This is a genomic window from Pseudomonas sp. PME37.24/025 (assembly GCF_055556615.1).
In genome coordinates this window covers 229,224-245,752 of the sequence record NZ_JBVHNK010000002.1, presented here as the reverse complement: position 1 = coordinate 245,752, position 16,529 = coordinate 229,224, and the positions used below count along the sequence as shown (strand labels likewise).

Here is a 16,529-nt window from a genome sequence, read left to right as displayed (position 1 = left end):
ATCAAGGGGTTGCGATCAAGCACCCGACTGCCGCTCAGGGCAGTCGGAGAGGCTCAACCTACAAGGCCGCGTCGATCTTTTTGGCTGCGTCTTCGCTCACCCATGCGTGCCAGACTTCAGGATGTTCCTTCAAGAAGATCTTGGCCAGTTTTGGCGATTCGATCCGCTCTTTGGCCATGCGTCCGAGGTTCTGATTCAGCAGGTCGATCGGCAGGTTGACCTTTTCCAGCACGGCCACCAGTTCCGGGGCTTGCTCATGGAAGGTCTTGGACAGGCCGACCTTGATGGTCACTTGCTTGTTCACGCCTGGTTTCTCATCGAGTTTAACCAGGTCAACCTGGCCCATCAGCGGGGTTGGCGACCAGTAGTAGAACAAGATCGGCTCGCCACGCTTGTAGCTCGACAGCACCGCGGCATCCAGTGCCGGGCCGGTGCCCGGACGGAAGTTGGTGTAGGTGCTTTCCAGGCCGTAGCTTTTCAGCATTTCGCTGTTGTCCAGCTCACAGGTCCAGCCGGCCGGGCAGTTATAGAAGCGGCCCTTGGATGGCTCTTCCTGATCCTTGAACACTGCAGCGTATTTACCCAGATCGGCAATCGCTTTCAGGTCCGGAGCTTTAGGCTCCAGCTTGCGCTTGGCGTCGCCTTCGATCACGTAACGCGGCACGTACCAACCTTCGACAGCACCCACGACAGGCGCGCCGACACCGACAACTTTGCCGGCCTTCTCGGCCTTGTTCCAGACTTCGCTACGACCAACCCACTCTTCGGCGAAGATCTGAATATCGTTGCTGCTCAGGGCGTTTTCCATGGTGATGGAGTTGCCCGGCAGGCTGTCGGTCTTGCAGTCGTAGCCTTTCTCCAACACGACTTGCAGCACGTCGGTCAGCAGCATGGCGCTTTCCCAGTTCAGGCCGGCAAATTTCACCGGTTTGCCCGATTCGCACCAACCAGCCGCCTGGGTGGCGCCAGCACTGGCCAGCAGGCCCATGGAAAGCAATGTGGTCAGCAGGGTCTTGTTCGATTTCATTGTTGTGACGCTCCTAATCATGAGTTGGCTTACGGCAGTCAAGAGGCATCCAGCCCTGTCCACGTCCAGTCAGGCCTGCGCCGCAGCGCGACCGACATTCAGCTTTTGTTCGGTGATCGCGTCCTGCTCGACCGGCAGGATCAAACGGTCTGGTGTTGCGCTATGCCACTGTCTGGCCAGTGAGAGCGAGCGGGCTCGCTCTCACATAAAAGCAGCTCCCACAGATCAGGTGTTACTTGCCGGTAATCATCGGCAGGTTCAGCCCTTGTTCCTTGGCGCAGTCAATGGCGATCTGGTAACCCGCATCGGCGTGACGCATGACACCGGTCGCCGGGTCGTTGTGCAGGACGCGAGCGATACGCTCGGCCGCTTCGTCAGTACCGTCGCAGACAATCACCATGCCCGAGTGCTGGGAGAAGCCCATGCCGACGCCGCCGCCGTGGTGCAGGGAAACCCAGGTCGCGCCGCTCGCGGTGTTGAGCAGAGCGTTGAGCAGTGGCCAGTCGGACACGGCATCGGAACCGTCTTGCATCGATTCGGTTTCGCGGTTCGGGCTGGCTACCGAACCGGAGTCCAGGTGATCGCGACCGATCACGATTGGCGCCGACAACTCACCGCTGCGGACCATCTCGTTGAAGGCCAGACCGAGCTTGGCGCGCAGGCCCAGGCCAACCCAGCAGATACGTGCCGGCAGACCCTGGAAGCTGATGCGCTCGCGCGCCATGTCCAGCCAGTTGTGCAGGTGGGCGTCGTCCGGAATCAGTTCTTTTACTTTGGCGTCAGTCTTGTAGATGTCCTGCGGATCGCCCGACAGCGCAGCCCAACGGAATGGGCCGATGCCGCGGCAGAACAGCGGACGGATGTAAGCCGGTACGAAGCCTGGGAAGTCGAACGCGTTCTCGACGCCTTCTTCCTGAGCCATCTGACGGATGTTGTTGCCGTAGTCGAAGGTCGGGATACCCATTTTCTGGAAGTCGAGCATCGCTTTAACGTGCACGGCCATGGACTGCTTGGCGGCTTTGACCACGGCAGCAGGCTCGGTCTTGGCACGAGCGCGGTACTCTTCCCAGGTCCAGCCGGCCGGCAGATAGCCGTTGAGCGGGTCGTGGGCGCTGGTCTGGTCGGTGACCATGTCCGGGCGCACACCGCGCTTGACCAGTTCCGGCAGAATTTCAGCCGCGTTACCCAGCAGGGCGATGGAAATCGCTTTGCCTTCTTTGGTGTATTTGGCGATGCGGGCCAGCGCGTCGTCGAGGTCGGTGGCTTGCTCGTCGACATAGCGGCTGTTCAGGCGGAAATCGATGCTGACCTGCTGACATTCGATGTTCAACGAGCAGGCGCCGGCCAGGGTTGCGGCCAATGGTTGCGCGCCGCCCATGCCGCCGAGGCCTGCGGTCAGGACCCAACGACCTTTCAGGTCATCGTTATAGTGTTGGCGACCGGCTTCGACGAAGGTTTCGTAGGTGCCCTGGACGATGCCCTGGCTGCCGATGTAGATCCAGCTACCAGCGGTCATCTGGCCGTACATGGCCAGGCCTTTGGCGTCGAGTTCGTTGAAGTGTTCCCAGCTCGCCCAGTGTGGCACCAGGTTGGAGTTGGCGATCAGCACGCGCGGGGCATTGCTGTGAGTCTTGAACACGCCGACCGGTTTGCCGGATTGCACCAGCAGGGTCTCGTCGTCGTTCAGGTTGGTCAGGCTTTCGACGATCTTGTCGTAGCATTCCCAGTTACGTGCCGCACGACCGATACCACCGTAAACCACCAATTCTTTAGGGTTCTCGGCGACTTCCGGGTCGAGGTTGTTCATCAGCATGCGCAGCGGCGCTTCAGTCAGCCAGCTTTTGGCGGTCAGCTTGTTACCGCGCTGCGCACGTATTTCAACATCACGGTACTTTGTAAAAGAGGCGGTAGTAGGTTTCTGGGTATTGTCAGTCACGAAAAAGACTCCTCAGCGATCAATTCAAAACCAGCCCTGGCAGTGGGCAAGCCAGCCTGTGCGCGTCAAAGCGCCACAAGCGAATCAGTGGACGCTGCGAGGAGTCTCGATCGACTCATACGCATACGTCTTTACTTGTACATACAAGCATATGCAATCAAGCGGCCAACTTGCTGGATGAGTGTTCAAGAAAAGTTTTGAAAGGGCTGGAAAGCGCCTGAATCAAGGGTTCTGGCGTAGATGAAATTTTTCGAGGGAGATTTTTTGGTCGATGGGATTTTGTTACTGAAGCATGGTTTTGCGCCATGCTGGGGCGTTCGGTAACAACGTGGTGCGCTTTCGGGAACGGATTTGCCGTGACAAAAAGCATCGCGGGCAAGTCCGCTCCCACAGTGATCGCGGTTGGATCATAAATATACAATCCAGCCCGAAACCTGTGGGAGCGGGCTTGCCCGCGATAGAGGCGACTCGGTATTGGATCAGCGTGCGATCAGCTCGATCACACAGCACTGACCCTTGATGGAGATATCCAGCAGCCCGGCGTTACCGTCCAGCTGCAGACAATCATGACGCCCTAGCTGAGAGGCGTTGTTACCCACCGTCACTTCAAGCTGTTCAGCGACGCTGAACACCAACACGGTGCCGGCCGAGTTGAAAAACCTCTGCTCGCCCTCCAGCCACTGCAACCGCGCGCGGTAACGGTCCGGCGCATAAATCAGGTTGAAATCGCGAATCGGGCCTCCGAGCAATGTGCAGGACACATGACTCTCGCCACTGAAAGCAAACGGGTCCAGCGGTAACAACGGCCGCGTGTCCTGACCGTCGACGCGCAAGGTCATGCCCTCGCCTTGCAGCACGGTGATCACCCGTTCATAGCCGGCAAAGGTGGAAAACCCGCCCGACTCGCCGATGTCGGCAATCGACAGGCGCCAACCAAAACCATCAAGGCCCACACCGGTATCGCGGGTGATCTCTTCGGTACTGCCACCGCCGTTTTTCCACGGCATGCGCGGGTAATCGGCCGCGCGTAACACTTTCAACTGGCTCATTAGGGCTCTTTATTTATGGCTCTTTATTTGTGGAACCGTCCTTCCAGACGATGACGGGAACCGGGGTGGATCAAACGGGCGGCGGTCACGGGCTGACGGCCGGACCAGGTGCGGCGACGAATCAGCAGGCAGGGTTCGCCCTTCTCAATCTGCAGCAACTTGCATTCGGACGGCTCGGCGAGAATCGCTTCGACTACGTGCTCGCCTTCGGTCAACGGCGCGACCTGATTCAGATAGGCGTAAGGCGTTTGCAGGGTGAAGTCTTGCTTGAGGTAGTCCGGTGCCACCAGCGCGTTGACGAAACGGTCTTCGATTTGCACCGGAATATCATTTTCGAAATGCACGATCAGCGAGTGGAAAACTTTCTGACCTTCGCGCATGTCCAGGGCCACGGCCCGCTCGGAACCGGCGGCCTCTTCTTCAAGGGTGATCACCTTGCAAGTGTGGCGATGGCCACGGGAGGCGATCTCGTCGGCGATGTTGTGCACTTCAAACAAGGCAGACTGACTTTTCGGCTCGGCGACGAACGTACCGACACCCTGCATGCGCACCAGCAAGCCGTCGGCGGTCATCTCGCGCAGCGCGCGGTTGATGGTCATGCGGCTGAAACCCAGTTGGCTGACCAACTCGCTTTCCGACGGAACGCGGTAGTGTGGCGGCCAGTTTCCACTGTCGATTTGCTGGGTGATCATCTGTTTCACGCGGGCGTACAAGGGCGCCGGACTGTCGCCCAAGTGTGCGGCCAACGGGGAGACTGCAGGCGGAGTCGGCACGGTTAATCCTTGTTGATCAGGTAGAAGTTGCTAGCTTGCCGGAGTTTACCGAGCAGGCAAACGTCTGTATATGTATATACAAATAACACACGATGGGGTGCTGAACCATGTCCGCCTTCTTTGCCGAACGCGCGCTGCTGCCTAGTGGATGGGCCAACAATGTACGTCTTGAGGTCAGCGCCGATGGCGTACTGACCCATATCCAGGCCGATTCTCACGCAGATGACGCCGAACGGCTGAGCGGCCCGCTACTTCCGGGAATGCCGAATTTGCACTCCCACGCCTTCCAGCGGGCCATGGCCGGTTTGGCGGAAGTGGCGGGTAATCCGAACGACAGTTTCTGGACCTGGCGCGATCTGATGTACCGGCTCGTCGGAAAAATCAGCCCGGATCAACTCGGCGTCATCGCCCGTCAGCTGTACATCGAAATGCTCAAGGCCGGTTACACCTCGGTCGCGGAATTTCATTATGTACACCATGATACGAGCGGCCAACCGTACGCAGACCCGGCCGAACTGGCACTGCGCATCAGCCAGGCCGCCAGCTCCGCCGGTATCGGTTTGACCCTGCTGCCAGTGCTATATAGCCATTCCGGTTTCGGTGGCCAGACCCCGAACGAAGGTCAGCGCCGCTTTATCAATAGCACCGAAAACTACCTGAAACTTCAGTCGCGCTTGCAGCCTATCCTGGCGCAGCAACCGGCCCAAGCCCTGGGGTTGTGTTTCCATTCGTTGCGCGCGGTCACCCCGCAGCAGATCAGTGAAGTGCTGGCGGCCAGCGACAAGCAGTGCCCGGTACACATTCACATCGCCGAACAGCAGAAGGAAGTCGATGACTGCCTGAGCTGGAGCGGCCGCCGTCCGCTGCAATGGCTGTACGAAAACACCGAAGTCGATCAGCGCTGGTGCCTGGTCCATGCGACCCACGCCAATCCGGAAGAAGTCACGCTCATGGCCAAGAGCCGCGCCATCGCCGGCCTGTGCCTGACCACCGAAGCCAACCTCGGCGATGGGATTTTTCCAGCGGTAGACTTCCTGGCGCAGGGTGGGCGCATGGGCATCGGTTCCGACAGCCATGTGTCGTTGAGCGTGGTGGAAGAATTGCGCTGGCTGGAATACGGCCAGCGTCTGCGCGATCAGCGGCGTAATCGTTTGTATGGCGCGGATCAGCCGATGGTCGGCCGCACACTGTACGACGCGGCCCTAAATGGCGGCGCCCAGGCGCTGGGGCAGCCGATTGGCGCCCTGGAAGTCGGCAAGCGTGCGGATTGGTTGGTGCTCGATGGCAACGATCCGTATCTGGCGACGGCCAGTGGCGACGGGATTCTCAATCGTTGGTTGTTTGCCGGTGGTGATCGCCAGGTGCGGGATGTGCTGGTCAACGGCCAGTGGGTCGTGCGTGACGGGCGCCATGCCGGGGAAGAAGAAAGCAGCCGGGCGTTTACCCAGGTTCTGCGCGATCTCTTGGGCTGATAAAAAACCTGTGGGAGCGAGCTTGCTCGCGATGAGGCCATCAGATTCAACAATGATGTTGACTGATAACCCGTCATCGCGAGCAAGCTCGCTCCCACAGGGATATGTGCAATCAGTTCGAGGTCTTCGCCATTTTGGTGTCCGACGTGCGCCAGATCAGCCGCGTCGTGTCATAACCCTGTTGACGCGCCTTGCTCAGCAGTTCTTCGCGCACTACACCATTGACCGTCGGGGTGCGTGACAGCAGCCAGAGGTGACGGCGGCTCGGGTCGCCGACAATCGCGGTCTTGTAATCATCGCTGACGTACAACACCCAGTACTCTCCCTTCGCCACACCGGGTATCAGTCGCGAGAACCAGGTATCGAACTCGACCCACAGCTTGTCGGCCTTGCCGGGCACCTGTGGATAAGCCGTGCCTTTGGCCTCTTCCCATTGCCAGTCCGACGTCAGACAGCGGTTCAGCACCGCCATGTCACCTTCAGGCTTGAGGCTGTAATGGGCTTCGGATTGCGCGCAGTTGCGCTGAAAATACACCGGCAGACGCGCCAGTTCGTACCAGGTTCCCTGGTAGCGCTTGAGGTTGACCGTGTTGACGGTCTTGGGTGCCAACGGATCTACGCCAGAAGTGGCGCAGCCGGCCAATACCAGGCCGGCAAAAAGAACGATCAGTAACCGCTTCATTATTTTTTTCTCCCGTGGGCGCATAGCCCCGGTTTACTTCAGGCCTTGGCCAGAAAACATCAGCACTTTGTCACCGGCGTACTGCACGCTGATAAAGCTGTTTTTGTCGCCCCAGGTGCAACTGGACATACCGAGTGCGCCCGAGCAATCGGCAGGTTTGCCCAGCAAGGTTTCAACCTCGGCCTTGGGCATGCCGGTCGACAGCTTCGAGTAATTTTCCTGATTGATTTTGCTGCACGCTGCCAACAACACGCAGAACGAGAGCAAGGCGATAGATCGCAGCGACATGGTGTAACTCCTGGGGCGAAGGGAATGGCATGGCTGCCAAGCTGAAGCTTAGAAGAGAAAACCTCTCTCTGGTTCCCTGAGCATCCGGCTATTTGTTTGGCCACCCGTCAGCCTTTTGTCGATAAATCAGCCACTTTTTCACGCCGCTGAGTATTTCGTCGGTTTTCGCAGAAGCCGCCTAATCTTTGGCGCTGGCCAGTCGACATAGAAGCAGTGCAAAGCCTTCCACTGTGGCAAATTGACACCTCTTGTTGACCAGCCCTTCGCGGTAGCTCATTTAATGACCAGAAACATGAAGTTCAGCCACAAAATCCTGTTGGCAGCCGCTCTTGTGGTGGCCGTTGCATTCGCCTGTTTCATTCTGTTCAACGATTACCGCCAACGGCAGACCCTGCACAGCAGTACCGAGTCTTCGATGCAGGAACTTGGCAGCCTGACTACCAGCAACATCCAGACCTGGCTGGAAAGCCGCATCCAGTTGCTGCAATCGCTGTCCCAGCAGATCGCCGTGGACGGCAGCGCCCAGGCCAACCTCAAGCGCGCCATCGACCTGCCGGCCTACACCAGCAACTTCCAGCTGAGCTACTTCGGCGGCACCGATGGCGTGATGTTCTCGGTCCCGGCCGGCAACCGCACCGCAGACTACGACCCCCGCGTTCGTGGCTGGTACAAGGCGGCCAACAATGCGCAACAGACCATTGTCACCGAACCCTACATTGCGGCTTCGTCGGGCAAACTGGTGATCACCGTTGCCACGCCAGTGAAGTACCAGAATCAAATGATTGGCGTCGCCGGCGCGGATATCGACCTGTCCAGCGTCAGCGCGATCATCAACTTGCTGAATTTCGGCGGTCATGGCCATGCCTTTATCGTCAGCGCCGACGGCAAGATCCTGATCCACCCGGACAGCAAACTGGTGCTCAAGAACCTGGCTGATGCCTACCCCAACGGCGCGCCGAAAATCAGCCCGGGCCTGAAAGAAGTCGAACTGGACGGCAAAACCCAGTTCATCTCCTTCACTCACGTCAACGGTGTGCCATCGGCCGACTGGTACGTGGCACTGGTGCTGGATAAAGACACCGCGTTCTCGATGCTCAGCGAATTCCGCACCTCGGCGATCATTGCCATGGTCATCGCCGTGGTGATTATCATCGCGCTGCTGAGCATGTTGATTCGCGTGCTGATGCAACCGCTGCTGACCATGGGCCGCGCCATGCATGACATCGCCGAGGGCGAAGGTGACCTGACCAAGCGCCTGACCATTCACGGCCAGGACGAATTCGGTGCGTTGGGCACCTCGTTCAACCGTTTCGTGGAACGGGTTCATACGTCGATCCGCGAAGTGTCCTCGGCCACCGGCCAGGTCAACGAAGTCGCCTTGCGCGTAGTAGCGGCATCGAACTCATCGATGTTCAACTCCGACCAGCAAGCCTCGCGCACCAGCAGCGTAGCTGCAGCAATCAACGAACTGGGTGCCGCCGCCCAGGAAATCGCCCAGAACGCCGCCCTCGCCTCGCAACATTCGAGCGACGCCCGTGCCTTGGCCGAAGACGGTCAGCAAGTGGTGGATAAAACCATCGCAGCCATGCAGCAGTTGTCGGCAAAAATCAGCGACTCCTGCGGCAACATTGAAACCCTGAACAGCAACACGGTAAACATCGGCCAGATTCTGGAAGTGATCACCAGCATCTCGCAGCAAACCAACCTGCTGGCGCTCAACGCTGCCATCGAAGCAGCCCGTGCCGGTGAAGCCGGCCGTGGTTTTGCCGTGGTCGCGGATGAGGTGCGCAACCTCGCCCACCGCACTCAGGATTCGGCGCAGCAAGTGCAGAAGATGATCGAAGAATTGCAAGTCGGCGCCCGGGAAGCGGTGAGCACCATGACCGACAGCCAGCGCCAGAGCGAAAGCAGCGTCGGCATCGCCAACCAGGCCGGCGAACGTCTGGGCAGCGTGACGCAGCGCATCGGCGAGATCGACGGGATGAACCAGTCGGTGGCCGCCGCGACCGAAGAGCAGACGGCGGTGGTCGAGTCGATCAACGTCGACATCACCGAAATCAACACGCTGAATCAGGAAGGCGTCGAGAACTTACAGTCGACCTTGCGTGCGTGTGCTGACCTTGAGCAGCAGGCGGCGCGGTTGAAGCAGTTGGTTGGAAGTTTCAGGATCTAAGGCGCTTTCACCGGCCTCATCGCGGGCAAGCCCGCTCCCACAATAATCTTTGGTGGACACAAATTATGTGTACGACAGAGATCACTGTGGGAGCGGGCTTGCCCGCGATGGCGACATCAGCAACAACGAAAATCTAAAACCGAGACCCAGGCTTCGAAAGAAACTCAATTTCCTCAGCCGTAGATTCGCGCCCCAACACCGCATTGCGATGGGGAAACCGTCCAAACCGCGCAATGATCTTCTGATGGCGCTCGGCATAATCCAGGTTGTCGGCAAACACCGCACGATCCGTCTCAGGTTGCTGTTCAACCAGATCGAGAAACCGCGAAACCGCTTCGTTCTGCACCGCCAGATTTTCGCAGTGCTCGAACACCAGATAGATAAACACCCGCTGGATCGGTCGCAGTTGCCGATCGAAATCCGCAGCAATGCCTTGCGCTACCAGTGCCTGAGCCCTGAGGTCGCCTGAAAAGGATTTGGGGGTGTCGCGAAAGATCATTCGTGGCAGTTGATCGAGCAGTAGCACCAGGGCCAGCCAACCTTCAGGGCATTGCACCCATTCGGTCAATCCGCCGGCCAGTGCCTGTTCGACCAGATCCGCGAAACGCATCCGCGCTTCGAGGTCCTGGCTGTCACGCTTGCCGAACCATAACTTGCCCTTGTCAGCCGATATTTCGTTGGGTGATTCGAAAGATCCGAACCACCATTCGAGTAACGGCTGCCAAGGCGCGGTCATGGTTTATTCCTTGTGGTAAGCCGTGACGCGGGCAACTTCTTCTTTCGAACCGAGGAACACCGCAACACGCTGGTGCAGGCCTTCCGGCTGGATGTCGAGGATGCGCTGGTGGCCGTCGGTAGACGCGCCGCCCGCTTGTTCCACCAGGAACGACATCGGGTTGGCTTCGTACATCAGGCGCAGTTTGCCCGGCTTCGACGGCTCGCGGCTGTCGCGTGGATACATGAACAGACCGCCGCGGTTCAGGATGCGGTGCACGTCGGCGACCATTGCGGCAACCCAACGCATGTTGTAGTTCTTTTTCAGCGGGCCTTCATCACCTGCCAGCAATTCGCCGACGTAGCGCTGTACCGGTGCTTCCCAGTGACGCTGGTTGGACGCGTTGATGGCAAATTCCTGGGTGGTTTCAGGAATGGTGATGTTTTCGTGGGTCAGTACGAAACTGCCCATTTCACGGTCCAGGGTGAAGCCTTTCACGCCATCGCCCAGGGTCAGGATCAGCATGGTCTGCGGACCGTAGATCGCGTAGCCGGCGGCCACTTGCTGGGTACCTGGCTGCAGGAAGGCCTTTTCATTCAAGGGCTCGTTCTGGGTCAGGTATTCGTTCGGGCAACGCAGTACCGAGAAGATCGTGCCGACCGGCGCGTTGATGTCGATGTTCGACGAACCGTCCAGCGGGTCGAATACCAGCAGGTACGCGCCTTTCGGGTATTTGCCCGGGATCTGGTAGGCATTGTCCATTTCCTCGGAGGCCATGCCGGCCAGGTGACCGCCCCATTCGTTGGCTTCGAGCAGGATCTCGTTGGAGATCACATCGAGCTTCTTCTGCACTTCGCCCTGGACGTTTTCAGTGCCCATGCTGCCCAGAACGCCACCCAGGGCGCCTTTGGACACGGCGTGGTTGATCTCCTTGCAGGCACGCGCCACCACTTCGATCAGGAAGCGCAGATCGGCAGGAGTGTTGTTGCTGCGGGTCTGCTCAATCAAATAGCGACTCAAGGTAACGCGGGACATGGAAGACTCCGGAATGGGGGGCTAAAAACCCGCGCAGTTTAACGCGAGTCGGGGCGCATTTCCTCCTATCAGACGTGATACGCCCAATAGAGTTCATGCGCGGGGTTGAGCGTAGTTCGAAATGGGCATTTTTACCGACCGATAAACCGCTATCGCGAGCAGGTTCGCTCCCACAATGGATCTCCAGTGTTCAGGCGATCAGTGTGGGAGCGAGCCTGCTCGCGATTGGGGTGCAAAGCACCACCTTCAGGATTTGACGGGTGGCTTGCGCAGCAAGCTGAACGCCATGGCCCCCAAAACCAGCACGCTGAGCAACAGCACCGCCCACAATCCGATTTTCTTCCAGTTTGTGTCCGCGACCGTTGGCACGGTCGCCGCCGTCGTGACCACGACCCCACCCTCCACCGTCGCCTTGCCCAACGCCGCCAGCTTCGCAGCGCTGTAATCCGGTATCAGCGTCGACAATGGCAAGCTCGCCGCCTTCACCGTCGCACTTCCCAGCGCCAGCGTATAAGGCCCGGCCCCGCGCGCCAGAAACACCAGTTGCGTGGAGCGCACGGCAAACCGGACGGTCGGTGCTTCCGCGCCCAGGCCACCGCCGCGCTCATCCACCGTCAGCTTCAATTGCTGCACGGTCTGGCCCGGCAGCTGCAATTCGTTCTGCACCACGTCCTGGCCATTCTGGGTCAAGCGGTAGAGCAAACCGCTGGTCAGTGTTTGCCACGGCAGGCTGGTTTCCCGGCGACCCGACAACGTCACCGGTGCCAGGCTGTTGGGCTGATTCAGCTCGATCTGCAAGCGCTGGACGTTCAATCCCATCGGCAATTGCCAGATGTACTCACCGGCCTTCACGCTGGTGCCAGCCAACGGCTGCGACCAGACCAACGGCAGCGGCAAGGTGCGAGGGTTGGTGCTTTCCAGTTGCGCCGACGTCAGCACTGGCGCCGACTGCGGTGAACTCCAGAGCAAGCGCAGGTAGCGCGCCGATTGCCCCGGCAGGCCGACTTCATGTTGCTCGACCCGTTCGTCGGCAAACGTCAGACGCGCCACCTGCCCTTCGCCCCACGACTGCCAATGCTGCAAATCGTCGCTGGCTTCGATGCTGAAACGCTGGAAACCGTCGCGATCGCTGGTCCAGTCGAGGATCAGTTGCTGCAACGGCGCCTTGATGCGGCTGGCGTCGAGTAACCAACCGCGCAGCTCTTCTTCACCCGCCTCCAACTGGCTGGATGGCTGCACTTCGATCAACGTGCCGTTGGTGTTCGATTGCACGCGCACACTCGGCGCGCGTTCAGTGGCATCCGCCGAGTTGTACAGCGGGAACCACTTTACGTCGTTCAGCGTGCGGTTTTCGCGGGTCTGCGCGGGTTCTCGGGCCAGAGCATAAGCCTGAGGCTCACCGGCAGCGTTGAACACGCGTAGATCGCTGAGATCGGTTTGCCGCGCCTTCAGTTGCACGCCCAAGGGCAATTCCAGGCGATACCACGGGCCCTCGCCACTCACCGACAACGGCACCTGCGCAGCGAAGTCCGCCGGTTTTTCCTGCGCGCCGGCCGACAGCGTCACACCCAGCACCACAGCCCCCCACAAGCCCAAGTTTAGCTTCTGACTCAAGACGACACTCCTTCGGTTTCAGGGGCCGGTTTTTCAACATCCGGCACAGCTTCGGCGCGCTTGGGTGGCAACGGGGCAAAATAGCCCACCACCAACAGCAACACGCCAACGCCGATAAACGACACGATCCGCGCCAGTCCGCCGCGGTTACTCAATTCAACGAAGAACAGCTTGGCGACCACCAGCGCGATCAGCGCCGCACCGATCAGCCAGACTTCGCGGCGATGACGCAGATGCCCACCGATCATCAGACTCAGGGCCATCAGGGTCCAGACGATGGACAAGCCGGCCTGCACCAACATCGACCCCAGCAGCAGATCCAGCGCGAACGGCACTCCACCCCAATGGTGAGCCGTGCGCATCACCAGCGCGGTGAAGAAGACGAACAGCGAAACCCCGGCAATCACTTGCGTGGCGTTATCGGCGTAATCCTTGCGAATCGCCAGTTGCGTCACGGCGCTGCGAGACCAGACGTAAACGCCGAACAAAGCAAACAACAGGCCCAGCTCCAGCGGGTTGATCAGCGGCACATACGGCAGTGGCTCGGCGGTGCCGTCACTGGCGATGTTCGCCAGCCAGAACCAGCCGAGCATCAACAACGCCAACGGCGCAGCGGCATAGACCCGGTACTCGCGGGGATACTCCGATACCGGCCACGGCCACGCACGTGGCGCGGCCATCAGCACCAGATAAAGGCTCGGCAGAATCGCCCAGCCCAGCCAGCGCCAGGCGTTGTACTGCTCCGACAACAGCAGCAGACCGTAACGCAGCTCCAGGGCCAGCACACCGATCAACAGCCAGCAGCCGAACACATGGGCGGTGCTCAGGGCTGTTGTGGGCAGCGTCGGCGCCAAACGCCGCAGCGAGATGAAATGCACGACGAACACCGCAGTCCAAACCAGCCAGCCGACGTTGGCGGCCGGGTGATAACGCGAATGCCAGGCCGCGAGCAGCACCAGACCCGCTGCGGGAATCAGCAAGGTGCAGAGCAAGCCCAGCGACGACCACTTCAGGCGCAGCGCCAATACCGTCCACAGCGCGACACTCACGGCGGCAACGGCCAGCAACAAAGTGGCTTGCAGATTCAACGGCGCAAAGCGCAGCACTTCGCTGACCCATGCCAGCGCCCACCACCCCGCGCCCCACACCAGCAATACTTCGGACAAGCGCTGCAGGCTCAACCCATCGAAGGCCGAAGCATGGTTGCCGAGCTGCAAACGCCAGGCCCCGACGAATGCGGCCAGCCCCAGCACCAGCGGCGTCCAGAAACCGCTATGGGCCAGCGGCCGCAACCCTTCGCTGAGCAGCGGGCCGAGCAGGTCCGGCCCGGCGAACAGGAACGCAGCACCGCCGATCACCTGCAACAACAGACCAAAGACAAAACTCACGCGCTGTTTCAGGTACAGGCTCAGCCAGATGATGAACAAACCACTGGCGGCCCACACCGCACTCGCGGTTTGCCATGGCAACACGAACAGCACGGCGAGGTTGATCAGCACCAGACCGGCCAGCAACACCACTGACAAGCCGCGCAGCAGACGCACGTCACTGCGCACCATTTCGTCGCGGGCCGCGAGTAACATCCCGCCGATCAACGCCAGCCCGATCAGGGACGCGCTGAGCAAACCGCCCCAGCCGGCGCTGAACACCGCAGCAGACTCGCCGCCCGCCCCTTGCAGCCGCAGCAGGAACAACGCACCGCCAAGCAGTTGCACGGCAAACGCGGTGAACAGGAAGGTTCGCGATTGCAGGCGCAGGCCAACGAACAGCGTCGCCAACCCGGCCAGCGCCCAACTGATTGCCGTGCCATGAGTAAAGAAAAACAGCGGCGCCAGCAGATAAAGGAACGTCAGCCCCAGGCAGGCCAACACCGGCAGTGCTTGGCGCTCCCACTGCGACGCCTGTTCGGGCAACGCTTTGCGTAATTGGTAGAAGCTGAACAGCAGCGCCACGCCGAGCATCAACGCCCCCAGCGGTGCGCCATCGAGCAGGCTGTTCTCGCCGATCCGCAGCTCGCTGAGGAAGGCCAGTGCCGAGCCCAGTTGCAGCAACAAGGCAAAGGCTCGCGCCAGCGGTCGTTGTTGGCGCAGGCCGAGCCAGAAAATCCCCGCGCCTTCTACCGCCCAGGCGGCTGCAGTCCAACGCGCGTCGAGCCCCAAGGGAATCGCCAGGCTGGCGAAGATCACCCCGAGCGCCAAACAGGTTTCCGCCAACAACAATGCTCGCCCCCCCATCAGCAACCGGGCCAGCCCCATGTAAATCATGCCCAGTGCCAAGGCGCTGAAAGCCGCGGCAAATTCCAGATGCTCCACCAGCGCGAACTGCAAACCGAAACCCACCAGCGGTGGCGCGAACAGCATCGTGCCGTCAACGTAATCGCCCTTGCGCGCTGACCAGTGCAACAGCGCTTCGCGGCTGTCGTCCTCGGGCGCATCGCTCATTTCCAGCAACTTGCGCCGGGCAAACAACAGGCCGATGGCCAGGTACATCAGGAAAAACAGAATCAGGAACGGCTCGGTACTCCACAGCAGTTCTGGCGTATAGGAACGCAGACCCCAGGCCAATCCGATGCCGAAGGTGCCGACAAAACCGATCAGGTTGAGCAACCGCCAGGCCTTGAACCACGCGATGGCGAGGATGCCGGCGTTGAGCAAGGCAAAGTAGCTGAACAACGCGACATGGTTGCCAGCGCCGGTGGAGGTCAGGATCGGCGCGGCGAAACCGCCTAGCGCGGCAGCGGCGGCCAAGCCTAATGCGTTCTGGGTAATGGCGAGAATCGCCGAGAACACTGTTACCACCACCAGCAGTCCCAGTGCAGCCGTGGGGTCGAGCAATGGATGCAGGCGCATCGCGGCAAATACCGTCAGGTACAACACCGCAATCCCGGTGCCTTGCAGCATCAGCGCGTAATTGCTGTTGCGCAGACGCAGTAACCAGCCCAGCGCGAGCAAGCCCAAGGCCGCCGCCGCGACACCGGCGTAACGCAACTCGACCGGCACCACCATGCCTTCGGTGGCGTAGCGCAACAGGAAGGCCAGACCGAGGAACAACAGCACCACGCCGACCCGTAGAACGGTATTGCCACCGAACAACCAGTTGCGCGCGCCGCTAATGGCGCGTTCGATGAAGTTCGGGCCGCGCGGCTCTGCCGGTTGCAGTGGTTCGCGGGCGACTGGTTCGGGTTTCCAGGCATCAACGGGTAGCGGACGACTGGCTTCGGTCGCGGCCGCCGTGATGGGTTCGAGTTCGGGCGGCAGCTCCCAGATCAGCTCCGGAGATGCGGCAGGGGCTTGCTCAAGAATAATTTCAGGGGATGGAACGGGCTCGCTGGCCGCAGGCTCACTGGCTTCAGGTGTTTTGACGCCCGACACTTCCAGCAACGCCAGTCGCTGCTCGACCGCATTCAGCGCAACCTGCGCCTGATCGAGCAAGCGTCGCTGTTCGGCCGTTTGAGTAGTCAAGCGGCCGATGCGAATGGCTTGGCCAATACCCAACCCGAGCAAAGCGCCCAACAGCGCATCGCTGAACGACTCGTCGAGTATCCAGCCCAGCACCAGCCCAATCAGCATGAACATCCATTGCATGGTCGATATCCCTAAGCGGCCCATTGCCTTGTGGCGCCTGCACGGACGTGCATCGCGGGGAAGCCACGCGCCCACAGGATTTTCACAGGCCGCAAGTACGACATATGACCTGTGGGAGCGTGGCTTGCCCGCGATTGACCGCGCAGCGGTCACAGAAACATCCGGCAAAACTGGCACTTAG

The 16,529-nt window shown here is 60.2% G+C and carries 12 protein-coding genes and 1 pseudogene; 3 read left to right on the top strand and 10 right to left on the bottom strand.

Annotated features, from left to right (window positions below; genetic code table 11):
• Window positions 1-58: 58 nt before the first annotated feature.
• From ACZ3HH_RS04345 to hutC, 4 genes are all read right to left on the bottom strand, one after another.
• Entirely contained in the window at window positions 59-1,027 is a 969-nt protein-coding gene (locus tag ACZ3HH_RS04345; protein WP_465802945.1) for an ABC transporter substrate-binding protein, read from the bottom strand.
• 232 nt (window positions 1,028-1,259) lie between these two features.
• Window positions 1,260-2,963 (bottom strand): urocanate hydratase, encoded by a 1,704-nt coding sequence (gene hutU / locus ACZ3HH_RS04340; RefSeq protein ID WP_465802944.1) that lies wholly within the window; start codon window positions 2,961-2,963, stop codon window positions 1,260-1,262.
• 479 nt (window positions 2,964-3,442) lie between these two features.
• On the bottom strand, window positions 3,443-4,012 hold the full coding sequence (locus ACZ3HH_RS04335) for a HutD/Ves family protein (protein ID WP_465802942.1): 570 nt from the start codon (window positions 4,010-4,012) through the stop codon (window positions 3,443-3,445).
• A 23-nt stretch (window positions 4,013-4,035) separates the two neighbouring features.
• On the bottom strand, window positions 4,036-4,704 hold the full coding sequence (gene hutC / locus ACZ3HH_RS04330) for a histidine utilization repressor (protein ID WP_238542634.1): 669 nt from the start codon (window positions 4,702-4,704) through the stop codon (window positions 4,036-4,038).
• A gap of 188 nt (window positions 4,705-4,892) precedes the next feature.
• Between hutC and ACZ3HH_RS04325 the strand changes: the two genes are divergently transcribed.
• Entirely contained in the window at window positions 4,893-6,257 is a 1,365-nt protein-coding gene (locus tag ACZ3HH_RS04325; RefSeq protein ID WP_465802940.1) for a formimidoylglutamate deiminase, read from the top strand.
• Window positions 6,258-6,369: 112 nt separating this feature from the next.
• On the opposite strand, the gene ACZ3HH_RS04320 is transcribed toward ACZ3HH_RS04325, so the two are convergent.
• Complete coding sequence (locus tag ACZ3HH_RS04320; RefSeq protein ID WP_367373825.1) at window positions 6,370-6,939, bottom strand: lipocalin family protein; 570 nt, start codon at window positions 6,937-6,939, stop codon at window positions 6,370-6,372.
• A 33-nt stretch (window positions 6,940-6,972) separates the two neighbouring features.
• Window positions 6,973-7,227 (bottom strand): hypothetical protein, encoded by a 255-nt coding sequence (locus ACZ3HH_RS04315; RefSeq protein WP_007933963.1) that lies wholly within the window; start codon window positions 7,225-7,227, stop codon window positions 6,973-6,975.
• 280 nt (window positions 7,228-7,507) lie between these two features.
• Here ACZ3HH_RS04315 and ACZ3HH_RS04310 point away from each other — a divergent pair.
• Together ACZ3HH_RS04310 and ACZ3HH_RS04305 are read left to right on the top strand one after the other, a co-directional pair.
• Window positions 7,508-8,542 (top strand): annotated as a pseudogene (locus ACZ3HH_RS04310) (HAMP domain-containing protein); the annotation flags it as partial.
• Window positions 8,543-8,635: 93 nt separating this feature from the next.
• Complete coding sequence (locus tag ACZ3HH_RS04305; protein WP_437128280.1) at window positions 8,636-9,400, top strand: methyl-accepting chemotaxis protein; 765 nt, start codon at window positions 8,636-8,638, stop codon at window positions 9,398-9,400.
• Window positions 9,401-9,533: 133 nt separating this feature from the next.
• On the opposite strand, the gene ACZ3HH_RS04300 is transcribed toward ACZ3HH_RS04305, so the two are convergent.
• From ACZ3HH_RS04300 to ACZ3HH_RS04285, 4 genes are all read right to left on the bottom strand, one after another.
• Entirely contained in the window at window positions 9,534-10,136 is a 603-nt protein-coding gene (locus ACZ3HH_RS04300; protein ID WP_465802938.1) for a DUF924 family protein, read from the bottom strand.
• 3 nt (window positions 10,137-10,139) lie between these two features.
• Window positions 10,140-11,150 (bottom strand): class 1 fructose-bisphosphatase, encoded by a 1,011-nt coding sequence (locus ACZ3HH_RS04295; RefSeq protein ID WP_038978569.1) that lies wholly within the window; start codon window positions 11,148-11,150, stop codon window positions 10,140-10,142.
• 246 nt (window positions 11,151-11,396) lie between these two features.
• Window positions 11,397-12,764, bottom strand: a complete 1,368-nt coding sequence (locus tag ACZ3HH_RS04290; protein ID WP_465802936.1) for a DUF3999 domain-containing protein — start codon at window positions 12,762-12,764, stop codon at window positions 11,397-11,399.
• Window positions 12,761-16,348 (bottom strand): DUF2339 domain-containing protein, encoded by a 3,588-nt coding sequence (locus ACZ3HH_RS04285; RefSeq protein WP_465802934.1) that lies wholly within the window; start codon window positions 16,346-16,348, stop codon window positions 12,761-12,763. Before ACZ3HH_RS04285 ends, ACZ3HH_RS04290 begins: the two co-directional genes overlap by 4 nt.
• Window positions 16,349-16,529 lie beyond the last annotated feature (181 nt).